The sequence below is a fragment of the Klebsiella sp. CN_Kp066 genome (assembly GCF_040065135.1).
In the GTDB taxonomy this organism is placed as follows: domain Bacteria; phylum Pseudomonadota; class Gammaproteobacteria; order Enterobacterales; family Enterobacteriaceae; genus Klebsiella; species Klebsiella oxytoca.
Genome location: NZ_JBEAIU010000036.1, coordinates 56,366 through 71,576 on the forward strand (window position 1 = coordinate 56,366; position 15,211 = coordinate 71,576).

General features: G+C 54.1%; 12 protein-coding genes. 5 read left to right on the forward strand and 7 right to left on the reverse strand.

The genetic code is table 11. From position 1 onward, the window contains the following. The first annotated feature begins 16 nt into the window (after window positions 1–16). The 5 genes from ABLV75_RS13865 to rhaM all read left to right on the forward strand — a co-directional run bounded on the left by ABLV75_RS13865 (window position 17) and on the right by rhaM (window position 5,153). On the forward strand, window positions 17–1,528 hold the full coding sequence (locus tag ABLV75_RS13865; protein ID WP_016809651.1) for a sugar ABC transporter ATP-binding protein: 1,512 nt from the start codon (window positions 17–19) through the stop codon (window positions 1,526–1,528). Then, on the forward strand, window positions 1,528–2,532 hold the full coding sequence (locus tag ABLV75_RS13870) for an ABC transporter permease (protein ID WP_016809650.1): 1,005 nt from the start codon (window positions 1,528–1,530) through the stop codon (window positions 2,530–2,532). Before ABLV75_RS13865 ends, ABLV75_RS13870 begins: the two co-directional genes overlap by 1 nt. Continuing rightward, window positions 2,529–3,533: an ABC transporter permease gene (locus tag ABLV75_RS13875; RefSeq protein WP_017145160.1), complete on the forward strand. Its 1,005-nt coding sequence runs from the start codon at window positions 2,529–2,531 to the stop codon at window positions 3,531–3,533. Before ABLV75_RS13870 ends, ABLV75_RS13875 begins: the two co-directional genes overlap by 4 nt. A 160-nt stretch (window positions 3,534–3,693) precedes the next feature. Further along, on the forward strand, window positions 3,694–4,842 hold the full coding sequence (gene fucO, locus ABLV75_RS13880) for a lactaldehyde reductase (protein WP_348854994.1): 1,149 nt from the start codon (window positions 3,694–3,696) through the stop codon (window positions 4,840–4,842). After that, on the forward strand, window positions 4,839–5,153 hold the full coding sequence (gene rhaM, locus ABLV75_RS13885; RefSeq protein WP_004107466.1) for an L-rhamnose mutarotase: 315 nt from the start codon (window positions 4,839–4,841) through the stop codon (window positions 5,151–5,153). Before fucO ends, rhaM begins: the two co-directional genes overlap by 4 nt. Window positions 5,154–5,207: 54 nt before the next feature. Here the strand turns inward: rhaM and ABLV75_RS13890 are convergent, their stop codons facing one another. The 7 genes from ABLV75_RS13890 to ABLV75_RS13920 form a co-directional block, all read right to left on the reverse strand. Further along, complete coding sequence (locus ABLV75_RS13890; protein WP_348854995.1) at window positions 5,208–6,572, reverse strand: NosD domain-containing protein; 1,365 nt, start codon at window positions 6,570–6,572, stop codon at window positions 5,208–5,210. Between the two features lie 104 nt (window positions 6,573–6,676). After that, on the reverse strand, window positions 6,677–8,065 hold the full coding sequence (locus ABLV75_RS13895; protein WP_004107462.1) for an MFS transporter: 1,389 nt from the start codon (window positions 8,063–8,065) through the stop codon (window positions 6,677–6,679). A gap of 71 nt (window positions 8,066–8,136) precedes the next feature. Continuing rightward, window positions 8,137–9,147: a LacI family DNA-binding transcriptional regulator gene (locus ABLV75_RS13900; protein ID WP_004107460.1), complete on the reverse strand. Its 1,011-nt coding sequence runs from the start codon at window positions 9,145–9,147 to the stop codon at window positions 8,137–8,139. Between the two features lie 410 nt (window positions 9,148–9,557). Further along, window positions 9,558–10,937, reverse strand: a complete 1,380-nt coding sequence (locus tag ABLV75_RS13905; RefSeq protein ID WP_004107458.1) for a carbohydrate porin — start codon at window positions 10,935–10,937, stop codon at window positions 9,558–9,560. 102 nt (window positions 10,938–11,039) lie between these two features. Beyond that, complete coding sequence (locus ABLV75_RS13910; protein WP_004107456.1) at window positions 11,040–11,633, reverse strand: maltose acetyltransferase domain-containing protein; 594 nt, start codon at window positions 11,631–11,633, stop codon at window positions 11,040–11,042. Window positions 11,634–11,672: 39 nt separating this feature from the next. After that, window positions 11,673–12,938 carry an MFS transporter gene (locus tag ABLV75_RS13915; RefSeq protein WP_024274858.1) on the reverse strand — a complete coding sequence of 422 codons (1,266 nt, stop codon included), beginning with the start codon at window positions 12,936–12,938 and terminating at the stop codon, window positions 11,673–11,675. A 41-nt stretch (window positions 12,939–12,979) separates the two neighbouring features. After that, a complete protein-coding gene (locus ABLV75_RS13920) occupies window positions 12,980–15,103 on the reverse strand; it encodes an alpha-galactosidase (protein WP_004107452.1) in 2,124 nt (707 codons plus the stop codon). Between the last annotated feature and the right edge of the window lie 108 nt (window positions 15,104–15,211).

The window sequence follows — 15,211 nt, forward strand, 5'->3', positions numbered from 1 at the left end:
TTTACGGAGAACTATCATGTCAGCATCCACCCCACTGCTGTCGCTTAAGGGCATCACCAAGGTTTTCCCCGGCGTGCGCGCACTTGAGAACGTACAGCTCGATCTCTGGCCCGGCAAAGTCACCGCCTTAATCGGCGAAAACGGCGCGGGCAAATCCACGCTGGTCAAAGTGATGACCGGTATTTATCAGCCCGAAGAGGGCGAGATTCTCTATAAAGCGATCCCTATCCAGCTGCCGACCCCGGAGTCAGCGCACAAGGTCGGGATCACCGCCATTCATCAGGAAACCGTGCTGTTCGACGAGCTGTCGGTCACTGAAAATATTTTCGTCGGCCAGTATCTGCATCGCGGTCTGCTGAAGAGGCTCGACTGGCCCGCCATGTACCGCAAAGCCAGCGAGATTCTCACCCGCCTGGAGGTGCAGATTGACCCGCGCGCGACGTTGAAAACCCTCAGCATCGCCCAGCGCCATATGGTGGCCATCGCCCGGGCGCTCTCCTTTGAAGCCCAGGTGGTGATCCTCGATGAGCCGACTGCCGCACTCTCACAGCATGAAATTCTGGAGTTTTATCAAATCGTTGAGCGCCTGAAGCAGGACGGCAAAGCGATTCTTTTTATCTCGCATAAGTTTGATGAGATTTTCGAGCTGGCGGACTACTACACCATTCTGCGCGACGGCGTTTACGTCAGCTCCGGAGCGATAAACGACATCACCGAAGAGCGGATGGTGGCGATGATGGTGGGCCGCGCGATTACCCAAACCTACCCGAAAGTTGACTGTACCCCAGGGGAAACGGTGCTGGAGGTGCAAGACCTCTGTCACCCCACCGAGTTTGCCCATATCAATTTCAGCCTGCGCAAAGGGGAGATTCTTGGCTTTTACGGCCTGGTGGGCGCCGGGCGCACCGAGCTGATGCAGGCGCTCTCCGGGGTCTCGACCCCCTCCTCCGGCAACATCGTACTGAAGGGCAAAGCGATGCGCTTTCGCCAGCCGGCCGACGCCATCAACGCCGGTATCGTCTGCGTGCCGGAAGAGCGGCAGAAGCAAGGAGCGATTATCGCCCTGCCGATCGCCCAGAACATCAGCCTGCCGCAGCTCAGCAAACTCAACCCCAACGGCGTACTGAACGACGCCCGCGAATGGCGGCTGGCGGATGAGTACGCTTCGCGCTTACAGGTCAAAGCCTTTAGCTGGCGGCAGGCGGTGGAAACCCTTTCCGGCGGCAATCAGCAAAAAGTGGTGATCGGCAAATGGCTGGCGACCCATCCCGAGGTGATTATCCTCGACGAACCGACCAAAGGCATCGATATCGGTTCCAAAGCGGCGGTGCACCAGTTTATGTCCGAACTGGTCAGCCAGGGGTTGGCGGTCATTATGGTCTCTTCGGAGCTGCCGGAAGTGATGGGTATGGCCGACCGGATTATCGTGATGCACGAGGGGCTGATGGTGGCCGAGTATCGCGCCGGTGAAGCGACGGCGGAAACCATCGTCAGCGCCGCCAGCGGCGTGAATCAGGAGGCAGCGTAATGGGCAAACAGCTGCTTAAACACCGCGAAGCGCTGCTGGCGGCGGTGATCATTTTGATGATCGGCGCTATCGGCAGCCGGGCGCCGTCGTTCGTCTCGCCGGGCAATCTGGTGGAGATGTTTAACGACACCGCCATTCTGATCATCCTCGCCCTCGGGCAGATGATGGTGCTGCTCACCAAAGGCATCGATCTGTCGATGGCCGCCAATCTGGCGCTGACCGGAATGATCGTCGCTCTGCTCAACGCCCAACATCCGGGTATCCCGGTGACGGCGCTGCTGGCGCTGGCGACCCTGCTTGGTCTGCTGATGGGGATGATTAACGGCCTGCTGGTCTGGCGGCTCGGTATTCCGGCCATCGTGGTCACGCTGGGCACCATGAGTATTTATCGCGGGATTATCTTCCTGCTTTCCGAGGGTAGCTGGGTTAACTCGCACCAGATGAGCGCCGATTTTCTCGGCCTGCCGCGCGCCTCGCTGCTGGGAATGCCGCTGCTGAGCTGGTGCGCTATCGCCGCGCTGCTGCTGGTGGGCTATTTCCTGCGCTACAGCCGCACCGGCCGGGCCTTGTACACCGCGGGCGGCAACGCGACGGCGGCGTACTACACCGGGATTAACGCCGGGAAGATGCAGTTTGTCAGCTTCTGCCTCTCCGGCGCGCTGGCCGGGTTCTGCGGCTATTTGTGGATCTCACGTTTCGCTGTCGCCTATGTCGATGTCGCCAACGGTTTTGAACTGCAGGTGGTCGCCGCCTGCGTCATCGGCGGCATCAGCACCATGGGCGGAACCGGTCGCGTGCTCGGCTGCCTGTGCGGGGCGCTGTTCCTTGGAGTGATTAATAACGCGCTACCGGTGATCGGTATTTCGCCGTTCTGGCAAATGGCCATTTCCGGCGCGGTGATCGTCATTGCGGTGCTGCTTAACGAACGAGGCAATAAAGGCCACGGACGGTTAATCCTGCGCGACGCGGCATTAGCCCGACAGAAACAGGCGGTGAAATCATGAGCAAAATGATGATGTCTGAAGAGATGAAAAGCGTCCCGGCCGCGCCGTCGCCGCTGCGCCGCTTGCTGTGCTGGGAAGGTTTTCTGCTGGCGGTAACCCTGGCGGTATTTATGGTTAACGCCCTGGCATCCCCCTGGTTCCTTAATATCTGGAATCTGTCGGACGCCACGTTTAACTTCACCGAAAAAGCGATCATCGTGCTGCCGATGGCGATGCTGATTATCGCCAGAGAGATCGACCTTTCGGTAGCCTCGACGATGGCGCTGAGCTCAACGGCGATGGGCTTCTGCGCGGCAGCGGGTATGGATACGCCGCTGCTGGTGGCCGTCGGGCTGGGCGTGGGGCTGCTGTGCGGCCTGTTCAACGGTATCCTGGTGACGCGCTTTAACCTGTCGTCGATTGTGATCACCATCGGCACCATGAGCCTGTATCGCGGGATAACCTACATTCTGCTGGGCGACAAGGCGCTCAATCACTACCCGGACAGCTTCTCCTGGTTTGGCCAGGGCTACGTGTGGGGCGCGCTCTCTTTTGAGTTTGCGCTGTTTATCCTTCTTGCTGCCGCCTTTACCTTCCTGCTGCATAAAACCAACTTTGGCCGCCGGACCTACGCCATCGGCAATAACCCGACCGGAGCCTGGTACTCCGGGATTAACGTCAAGCGCCACAACCTGATGCTGTTTGCGCTGGTCGGACTGATGGCCGGCCTGGCGGCGGTTCTGCTGACCTCAAGGCTCGGTAGTACCCGCCCGACGCTGGCGATGGGCTGGGAGCTGGCGGTCGTCACGATGGCGGTACTCGGCGGCGTCAATATTCTCGGCGGTTCCGGCAGCATGGTGGGGGTGATTATCGCCGCTTTCCTGATGGGGCTGGTGACGTTTGGCCTGAGCCTGCTCAACGTGCCGGGCATCGTGATGTCGATCATCATCGGCGCGATGCTGATTGTGGTTATTTCGCTGCCGATTATTACCCGGCGGATTTTGCAACGAAGACGAATTTAATTTCCCCTTCACCCTAAATCCCGGAGGCGGTGCTACGCACCTGTCCTGGCTACCGGCCTGCAGACGCCAGTGAACCTGTAGCCCGGGTAAGGCGCCAGCCGCGACCCGGGAGCAGGTGAAGGGAAACGGATTACCCAAATCAACATTAAGGAGAATTATCATGAGTTTTATGTTGGCACTACCCAAAATCAGCCTCCACGGCGCGGGCGCAATCGGTGATATGGTTAAGCTGGTGGCAGGTAAAGGGTGGGGTAAAGCGCTGATCGTCACCGACGGTCATCTGGTCAAGATGGGTCTGCTCGACAGCCTGTTTACCGCCCTGGATGAACAGCAAATGTCTTATCATCTGTTTGATGAGGTGTTCCCTAACCCAACGGAAGCGCTGGTGCAAAAAGGCTACGCGGCGTATCGCGAGGCCGGGTGTGATTACCTTATCGCCTTCGGCGGCGGCAGCCCGATCGATACCGCTAAAGCGGTGAAAATCCTCACCGCCAACCCGGGGCCATCGACCGCCTACTCCGGCGTCGGCAAAGTGAAAAACGCCGGGGTGCCGCTGGTAGCAATCAACACCACAGCAGGAACAGCCGCGGAGATGACCAGCAATGCGGTCATTATCGACGCCGAACGTCAGGTGAAAGAGGTGATCATCGACCCCAATATCATTCCCGATATTGCCGTCGATGACGCCAGCGTGATGCTGGATATCCCGCCGTCCATTACCGCCGCCACCGGCATGGACGCGCTGACCCACGCCATTGAAGCTTTTGTTTCCGTTGGCGCGCACCCGCTGACCGATGCCAATGCCCTGGAAGCGATTCGCCTGATCAACCAATGGCTGCCGCAAGCCGTGGACGACGGGCACAATCTTGAAGCCCGCGAGCAAATGGCGTTTGGCCAGTATCTGGCGGGCATGGCGTTTAACAGCGCCGGTCTTGGCCTGGTGCATGCGCTGGCTCATCAGCCGGGCGCTACCCACAACCTGCCGCACGGCGTGTGCAACGCCATCCTGCTGCCGATCATCGAAAACTTTAATCGCCCGAACGCGGTTGCCCGTTTCGCTCGCGTCGCGCAGGCGATGGGCGTCGATACCCGCGGCATGAGCGATGAGGCAGCCAGCATGGAGGCCATCAACGCCATCCGCGCGCTGAGTAAACGCGTCGGCATCCCGCAAGGCTTTAGTCAGCTTGGCGTTAGCAAAGCCGATATCGAAGGCTGGCTGGACAAAGCGCTGGCCGACCCGTGCGCGCCGTGCAACCCGCGCACCTCCAGCCGCGACGAAGTCCGCGACCTGTATCTGGAGGCATTATGATCCGCAAAGCTTTCGTGATGCAGGTAAACCCGGACGCGCATGAAGAGTATCAGCGCCGCCATAATCCCATCTGGCCGGAGCTGGAAGCGGTGCTGAAAGCCCACGGCGCGCACCATTACGCGATTTATCTCGATAAAGAGCGCCATCTGCTGTTCGCCACGGTGGAGATTGAATCCGAAGCGCGCTGGAACGCCGTCGCCGGGACCGAGGTGTGTCAGCGCTGGTGGCAGCATATGCGCGATGTTATGCCGGCCAATCCGGACAACAGTCCGGTAAGCGCGGAGCTCAAAGAGGTGTTTTATCTCGATTAAATCCATGACGGCCCCGCTGCATTTAGCGGGGCCACCGCTTCAGATCGAAGAGCGTTACATCGTTCCGGGAACGGGCGTGGCCCTGAAGGCGTTTACCGCCCTGTCCATCAGCACCCGATCGTCGCTTCCGCTATCCAGTATCGTGTTTTGCGCGGATTCTTTTTCTACCTGCACGGCAACCGCATCAAGCTCCTTTAACCTGGCCGTCGTCAGCAAAGCGCTGACCTGCGCCGCAAAGCAGGCATCCTCTTCGGAGGGCTGCGCCTGCGCCGCTGACGTCTCCGTGGTCGCCACGATATGGTTATTGGCAATATAATTCCCTTTCCCGGAAACCAGCCGGATGATGACCGGTTTTATTCCCAGCGGCTTGAGATACTGGCTATCAATCGTTTCGGAAATATGATTGGCAATCAACGAATTATGACTACCATTGATATGCAGCAGACCATAGGCATCATCCAGGCCGTTGTCATAGGTCTGCATCGGCGGCCAGGGTTCGCGATCGCGGAAAAAATGATTGGCCGCGATGAGATTCTCCGCACTGTTATTCTCCAGTACCAGCATCCCTGGATAAAATGAGTGCAACCGATTACCGGTCACGGTAGAACGAACAACGCCAGATAAATGAACGCTGCTGGCGCCACGCGGAAAGATATTATTGCCAGAAATTAATAACCCACCAAAGTTTTGGGCATAAATCGAATAGCCTTTATAGCCTGCGCCAATCAGGTTATCGGTTATTTTAGAAGCCTGTCCAGCGCCACGAAGCTCGATGCAGTTGCCGCATTCGGCGATAAAGTTATTATGGATCGCCATAGCATCACTATTGTACGTCGTGAGACCATGCTCAAGATAGATAAATCCCATGCCGGTAATCCGGAAAGCATCCTGAGCGCTGGCGATATAAATCCCGGTTTTGCCGTTAATATAGCTATTTTCCGGATCGTTGTTTCCCAGCCCATCATCAATAAAATGCAAGCCATCAATACAGAAGTTTTCAAACGCCACTGAACTTATTCGCGGTGCTCCGCTGCGTTTCACGTAAAATGCAGCGCCAGCGTGTTCTTCATCACCGGGCTGCGGGCAAAGATCGACCAGGATACGGCTGCCACCCGGCCATATATCATGCAAATTCGCCCACTCGTCAGCCGGCGTATTAAAGCGAATACTTGAAGAGACAAACCCGTGTCCGGCGCCCATTATTTTTAAATAACTGATATCAATCAAAACCTGAGTCGTCAGATAATAATCGCCGGGCGGGATATAGATAGCGGCGCCGGGTTTTCCACCATTATTCATGTCGGTTGCGGTTTGCCGATTTTTAATATCGAGAATAATACTGTTGATAACTTCGCCGATATCCTTATACGGATTACCGATATGCCACTGCGTCACGTCATAATAATTATTATGCGTCATGGAGAACCTCCTCTGCTATGAACAGAAAATCAATTAAAAAAAACTGTTTTGATTAACACTGATATTTAATGATAAATAATACGGATAGCCTGATCCGCTGGCGATTAATCGCGTCCTTTTTCCAGTTCACGTTTTGCAAGATCGGCTTTGATTTTTTCAAGGAACGCGTTATTCAGCTTGAAGTAGCGCACCAGATACGCGCTGATAAAATAGCTCACCATCGGCAGTAGTGAGAACATCATGATGATGCCCTGAATGGTCTGCGCATTTTGCTGCGGCTCATTAGCGACATAGCCGGTAAACGCCAGAATCCACGCGACGATAGCGCCGGCCACCGCCAAACCCATTTTCAACATAAAAAGGTTACCCGCGAAGGAGATACCGGTCAGGCGCTTGCCGAACTTCCAGTCACCGTAGTCATCAACGTCGGACATCATCGCCCACAGAATCGGGCCTGACTGAATTAAATGCAGAACGTTAATAATGATGAATAACGCCATCAGCGGGGTCAGGGATTGCGGATCGATAAACCACAGCGCAAATGACAGAACACCGAGAATAATATTAATAATGCGGAACAGCGCGAGTTTATCAAAGCGATCGGTCAGCGGTTTGGCAAGCACGCTGCCCAGCATATTACAGGCCACGCCCAGCGCCATAAACAATGTGATAAATCCGACAGAGGCCTTCATCACATAGGTAGCATAATAAATGGTGACGCCGCCGCGGATGAAGGCCGGGAAAACATTTAGAAAGGTTATAGAGATCATCAATAGCCACTGATCGTTCTTGATAATATCCCGCAGGTCTTTCTTTAATGACTCGTTTTCCTTAACCGACACCACGCGCTCTTTTATGCTGGAAAAGCAGAAGAGGAACATCAGGGTTGCCGCGCCGCCCATAATCATCATCGTCAGCTGGAAACCGGAGGCGCGGTCGCCATTACCCAGCCAGTCCGTTAACGGCAAAATAGATGAGGAGATAATTAACGTTGCCAGCCCGTTAAGGAAAAAACGCCATGACAGGCAGCCCATACGCTCTTTCTGATTGAGAGTAATCACGCCGCCGACCGAGCAATAGGGAATATTGATCGCGGTATAAATCAGCGACATCATTAAATAGGTGACCCAGGCATAGATAATCTTGCCATTCATGCTTAGTTCTGGCGTAGTGAACATCAGCACCGCACCCAGCCCAAACGGAAACGCCATCCATAATAACCATGGGCGGAACTTACCCCAACGGGTCACGGTGCGGTCGCAGATGGCCCCCATCAGCGGATCGCTAAAAGCGTCAAAGATACGGATAACCAGGAATAAGGTCCCCACAACTCCGGCACTTAAACCATACACGTCGGTATAAAACCATGTCAGATACAGTGCGAGCACGCTCCATATCATTCCTGATCCGGCGTCACCCATGCCGTAGCCGATCTTCTCCCTCAGCCCCAGCTTTTCATAAGCGCTTGGCCTTTCCATTGCGGTAGCAGACATAAATATACCTATTTTTTTATTAAAAGGGACCCATGGCGCCAGTCGTCGCGCCATTGCTAAACATAAATCTTTTACAGGGTAGTAATATTAATTTTTACGCTGCTCTCACGAATAATTAACCGAGAGACAATTTCGTGCATTTCAATACTGTCCGGCTGCTGTTGATATTTCACCATCTGGAAAGCGAGATGAGCGATTTCACTTACCGGCTGCGCAACGCTGGTAATTCTTTTTGTTTGCGCCAGCAAGGTATTATCAAAACTGGCAATCGCAATATCTTCTGGAACGGCGATGCCTTTTGCTTCTAGCCCATCGATAAGATAGTTTGCCGCAATATCGTTATAAACTAACAGACATGTACAGGTTCGCTTCGGCTCGCTGAGTTTCTCAATAATATCATCAAGAATGCTTATATGACCTGAGACCTTCTCACCCTCACCTTTTGTTATCCAGAACGAATTATCTTTGGCAAGCTTTAAACCGTGACTCGCTATTTTTTTGCTGTACGACGATACCTTGCGGTTATCAACGCCTTCCTGGGCAACAAAACCAAATGCAACATGTCCGGTGTGTATGAAATGCTCCGCAATACTTTCAGCCCCGCGATCCTGATTAATCGATACAGAATTAAAGAACCGGGACACCTGCGTAACGACGACAACCGGGATTCGGGTAATAGTTAACCATTCTGAAAGACCGGCTTCTGCTTCTGTCGGCACCCATAGCAAACTGTCAATGCCCATCCCCACCAGGGTATGAATAATATGCTTATCTTGTTGCGGTTGATTCTGGTGCGTTTTGACGATCACCGATTTACCGATGTACCGGGCCTCTTCTTCCACTGTCGCTAACAGTTCACAGAAGTGAGGATTGACCAGATTAGGCACAACCACACCAATCAGTCCGGAACATTTACCGCTAAGCTGAAACGAACTTTTGCTGGGAACATAGCAAAGATAATCCATCGCCTCCCGCACCGCCTTACGCGTTTCCGCGACCACGCTGGGATGATTATTCAGGACTCGTGATACGGTTGCCGTCGAGACCCCAGCTCTTTTTGCTACGTCTTTAATCGATGCCATGGTAATTGAATACGCCTTCTGACTCCTGGAGCTCACTATAAATTGTGAGCTAAATCGAAAATGTAAGCCAGTTCACATGTTGTCGCGTTACATGGAATGACGTTTAGCCTTCGCAATTTTATTATTCCTTACATAGCTTAAAGACCGGACTATACAAAAGCATAACTCAGCGTAAAAGAATAATATATTATGTCAAAAAAATATTGCTGGTGGTCGTGTGGGATTTAGCTGAAAGATATTGAACGCATGAAGGCACCTCATCCTTTTTGCCGAGTAAACGACAGAGTGTCAGATGACATCTTCACTCAGGATGAGGCATGAGAAGTGCTGGCTTAATTATATATAGCGGCTACCGTTCGTTAAAGTAATGTGCAATTTAATAGAATGTACTCTGGCTATAACGATAATTATCAGAAGAAATACTTAAAGCGCACCCGCGCGCCGTAGCGATCGTCATCATCCCCCTGACTCAGCTTGTCGTCGCTGTCGAGAAAGGAGTAGTAAGCGCCGAGATAAATATTAAAGTTCTGCATGTTCATGACGTTCGGAATTTGATACGAGGCGTGCAAAGTATGAATATTGTAAGTGCCCTGGTCCTTAATCCAGCAGTCGTTCTCGCAAATCACGCCGGCATAATCGCTGATTTTATTATGCGCGTAGATATATCCCAGCTCAAAGCGCCGCCATAGCGCGTTCACCCCGGAGGTGAAATCCTTCTCGTTATTGGCATCCATATAAGCGGTATTCAGGTTTACTACCACACCGTCCGCCGGGTCGCTCTTCAGGCCGTTCCAGGTCATGGTCAGGCCATAGCCGGTGCGGTCAGACTGATCGACGAAGTGACCCTGCGTATCTTTATAGCCGTAGGCATTCTGTACCACGTTCGCTTCCACGGCCGCCGCAACGGAAAATTCATCCTTTGCCCAGGACACCACCGGACGCAGGTACGCCACGTTCTTTTTCTGCTCCATGTCGCGACCGTGATAACCGCCGTCGTTATACAACGAAGTTCCGTCTTCCAACAGTGTATTAAGCTCAAAATACCAGTTATCTAACTGTTTACTCAGCAAGAAGTTACCGCCTGCGTCAGAACGACCGCGTCCCTCTTTCATCATATAGATATAGCCATGTCCGTCACTGTACAGGTCGTTAGCGGTATTTCCTGAGTGCTCAACGAAGGTATCCTGATTTAGCGGGAACATATCGTACGCCTCAAAACGCCCCACTTTCACCTTCCAGTCGTTCTCTTGACCAAAGAAGAAAACCGCATCATCAAGGTTCATCGAACCGGTCATGTCCGCTAGCGGCTGGATAGAGAACCCGGCAAAATAGCCGTTTTCCATTTTACGGATACCGTCAAAACCGAGCAGAATGCGGCCGTTTAAATCCCACTTATCATAGGTTGTATCGCTGCCAACGTCGGCATTGGTCATGGCCAGCAAGCCATGTTTGCTTTCCGCATCCATATTGAATTCGACATCGCCGTAGATTTTCAGATCGCCATAGCCGGATAATTTCAGCTCAGGAACTGAAATATTTTTTTTACTCTCAGCGGTCGGGGCCATGCTTTTAACCGCTACGCTGGTTTGCGCCGCCTGTATAGCGGAATTCTGCTTCGCCTGTAAATCCCGCACCTGGCCTTCGGCCACCGCCGCCCGGCTTTCAGCGGCGGCAAGCCGCGCTTCAAGCAGCTCCATCCTTTGTTCCAGCGTCAGATGATTATTTTTCGCTACCGCTGAACCGGTTATCAAAGACAAACCTATGGCTATCGATAATGCTGTTTTATTCATTTTTATTTTCCGGAGGTAAAAGAGGGCCAGGTGAGTCATAAACTCACCCGTATATATTTTTATTTTTTATATCAGGAAGATTTTCTATTTTATTATTGAAGTTCAGCCTGCGAACAGCTGATATTTATTTTTATCCTCATCGGTAATGTCTCTTAATACCCGACAAGGGACGCCTGCGGCGACAACATTTGCCGGTATGGAACGGTTCACCACGCTCCCGGCGCCAATGACCGAGTTTTTTCCGATAGTGACGCCAGGATTGATAATCACCCCGGTGCCCAGCCAGACGCCGTCTTCAATAACCACCGGCAAAGAGAACTGCTGCTGGGTGTGGCGCAGATCCGGATGGATCGGGTGGCCGGCGGTTGAAATCGTCACATTTGGCGCAAACATCACGTTATTACCAATGGTGATCTCAGCATCATCAACCAGCGTCAGATTAAAGTTAGCGTAAAAATTATCGCCAATGGAGATGTGAGTTCCGTAGGCAAAATTAATCGGTGGTTCTATCCAGCATTCTTTACCCACGCGGGCAAACATCCGCTGAATAATGTCATTTCTTAATTCCTGGTTAAACGGATGGGAGTGGTTGTACTCATAGGCTCGCGCCTTCCCCATCAACCGCTGCTGCGGTAAGCCATATCCTGAATCAATATAGAGCTCGCCGCTGTTCATTCTTTCTTTCATATCCATCATACAAACCGCTCCTGTCACGGTGAATAATTGCTCCGTTGGCTAAACCGTCATAGCGCTATCGCTAATCTTTTCCGGCTTTGCCTTACCCGATAAGGTAAAGGCGGATATTAGCGTAACGGCCAGGGCAATTCCGCCGAGGATCATATAGGTGTCCTGGAAGCCGATGCGGTCATACATGTTGCCAGCAAAAGCGGAGAGGAAGATCGCCGCCACCTGTTTGGAAAACTGGAAGCCAACCAGATAAATCGTCGCCGACAGGCGGACGTCAAATACGCCGGTGATATATTTAAAGGCCCCTACCAGCAGGAACGGCACTTCCAGCGCGTGGAGCATTTTCAGCGCCACCACTTCCGCAGCCGTCGTGGCAAACGATGAACCGATCATCCTTGCCGCCATCACCATTCCGGCAATCAGTAACGTATTTTTCGCCCCGATGCGGTTAATAATCCACGGCGAGCTGAACATAATAATCGCGTTGCATATTTCCCCGGCGGTGGTCGCAAAACCAAAAGCGCGGGTGCCCGACTCCGGGGTGGCAAAAAAGGATTTAAAGAAGGTGGCAAACTGCTGATCGAAGACATCATAAACGCAGGCGACGCCGATGACGTACAGAATAAACATCCACATTTTGCGCTGGCGGAACATGCTCACGGCAGTTTTTAAATCCACCGCCGGACGATTGGCCCCTAAAGAATCCATCACCTGTGCGCTCTGACTGGCCTGCGGTTTAGCGATAGCCACCAGCACAACCAGTACCAGCGCGGCGGCGGAGCCCATCCAGAACACCCACTCCGGGTTAACGCTGAACAGCATCCCCGCCGTGGTGGCGCACAGGGCCCAGCCGAGGCAGCCAAAAGTCCGCGCCTTGCCGTATTCAAACCCGCTATTGCGGCTCACGCGTTCGATATAGGCCTCCATCGCCCCGGCGCCGGCGGAGAACACAAAGCCAATATAGGCTCCACCGCTCAGCGCGCCGAGCCAGATATTGGTTTTCAGCAACGGCGCAAAAACGTAGAGGAAAAAGGGCGCGATCAGCACCAGCAGCACGGTGACAATCCACATCAGATGCTTTTTCAGCCCCAGCTTATCGGAGATCACGCCCAGTATCGGCTGAAAACAGATAGCAAACAGCGACAGGCTGGAGAAAACAATCCCGGTCTCGGTTTTATTCAGGCCGATGACATCCGATAACCAGATCGGCAAAAACGGAAAGCAGGTGGCCATAATGAAAAAGTAGAGAAAGAAGAACAGCCCGAAAATCCAGAAATTGGGGTTGTTTTTATGGGTACAGACGGTCGGGTTCATGGTGTATTCCTCAAAAAGGGCCGCCGCGCGGCCCGTCGTCATCACACGCGTTGCAGGCCAATCAAAATGGCGCTTTCCGGGTCAAGGATTGGCAGCGCCAGCCCCGCCAGTTGCAACCACTCGCCGCTTACGGTCTGCGGCGTCGTCATCCATTCCGGCAGCTTACGCATGGTGTGGCCGCCCTCTCCCGTAATCTGAATATTCGGATGGTCGAGCAGCGTGACCTGGTAGCGCGCTCCCGCTTCCAGTCCCGGCACGCGCAGCGGCGCCATCAGGGTGTAGTCCGGCATCGCCAGCTGGCTGACGAGGAAAATCGCCTGGCTCCGATCTTCGCTTACCACGCCGTGCGCCAGCGTCGTGGCGTCCGGCATATCGATACGCCACTGCACGCCGTGATGAATCACATCGCGCCACTGCTTATGCAACGCCGCGTATTTGCGGTAGCCGGCACGCTCTTGTTCGTCAGCGCTTACCGGGTCCAGCTCAAGCCCCATATGGCCGAACAGCGCCGTCAGGCCGCGAAATGCAATGCTGTGCTGGCGGAAGGTGGCGTGACAGTGGCGGTTGCCGATATGCGCGCCCATGACTTCCGGCGGGAAGAAGTAGCTCATGCCGCGCTGGATAGTGTTGCGCTCCAGGGCATCGTTATTATCTGAAGCCCAGAAGCGATGGCTGCGCTTCAGCACTTCGTAGTCGATTCGCCCGCCGCCGGAGGAGCAGGACTCAAATTCAATATGCGGGAAGCGAGCCACCAGCGTATCGAGCAGGCGATAGAACTGGCGGGTTTGCGCATCGGCGGCAGCTTTACCGTTATGCCCGGGCTGTACCAGTTCGCGGTTCATATCCCACTTCACATAATCCACCGCGTGCTCGCCCAGCAGCCAGCTCATCCGCTCCAGCAGATAATCAAAGGCTTCCGGGATATTCAGATTCAGCACAAATTGATGGCGCCCGGGAAGCGGCGTATAGCCCGGCAGCGCCAGCACCCAGTCAGGATGCGCGCGGTATAAATCGGAGTCAGGGTTAATCATTTCTGGCTCAACCCAGATGCCGAACTCCATGCCCAGCGATTTTACGTGGTCGATAACCGGGGTCAGACCGTGCGGATATTTTTGCTCATCAAGATACCAGTCGCCGAGCGCCGCCCAGTCGTCGTTGCGCCCTTTAAACCAGCCGTCATCAATGATAAAGCGCTCAACGCCCAGTTCCGCCGCCTCATCCGCCATGCGCATGATGTACTGCGGGTCGTGGTCGAAATAGATCCCTTCCCAGGTATTGAGATGCACCGGGCGCGGTTTGTTGCCCGGAAAGCGAATAATCCGTTCGCGCAGATAACGATGGAACTGCTGGCTCATGCCGTTCAGCCCCTGCGCTGAATAGCTACCGTAGAGGTGCGGAGTCCACAGGGTTTCCCCCTCCGCCAACGCCATTTCGCCCGCCAGATAGAGCGCTTCCGCCTGCAGGTAGCGACGGCCATCGGTTTTCACTTCCGCCCGCAGGCGATGGTTACCGCTCCAGCCCAGATGCACGCCCCATACTTCCCCCTGCATCTCGCTAAAGGCCTGGCTGCCGGTAATCAGCGCCGGAAAATGTTCATGGGAAGTGCGTCCGCGACGGTTTTCCAGCACGAAGCTGTCATGTTCAAGGAGCAGACGATGGGGCTGGAATTCGCGGATCCAGCGGCCATGAAAGGCCATGACTTCGCGGGCGCGCTCGGCGACCGGTAGCGTGACGGCCAGGCGATCTACCTGCCACGGCTGCGGACGCAGGTTGGTCAAGCCATGGCGAACGCTCAGCACGCCGCTGTTATCAAGCTGAATTTCACTGCATAACCGCAGGCCTGCCTGAGCATCTTCACTGATGATGGTTAAATTCTGCCCATCCTGCGCCACCTCGGTCGTGGTGAACATCGGCGAAGCGTCCAGCCCCTGACGGTGGCCTTCGATGCCCGGCGCGCCGAACAGGCCGTGACCCAGCTCAGCCATTAAGGTCACCGGTGAATCCACATCAAGACGACCATTGGCCACCGGGCGGGCAATGCTCAGGGCATCCTGCGGCGAAAAATGGCTTAAATGCGGCCCCCAGTAGATAATTTCGGCGAACGGGCGGGTTTTGATCACCACATCAGCCGCTGCGCTTTGCAGGCGTAAAATCGAATCAGACATCAGACTTCTCCACAACAAGGAATAGCTTACTGTTGATCCGAAACGTTTCGGACGCCAACCAAAACGTTTCGGATCCGTGATCGAGTTCAGGAAATTAATCTGACGGGA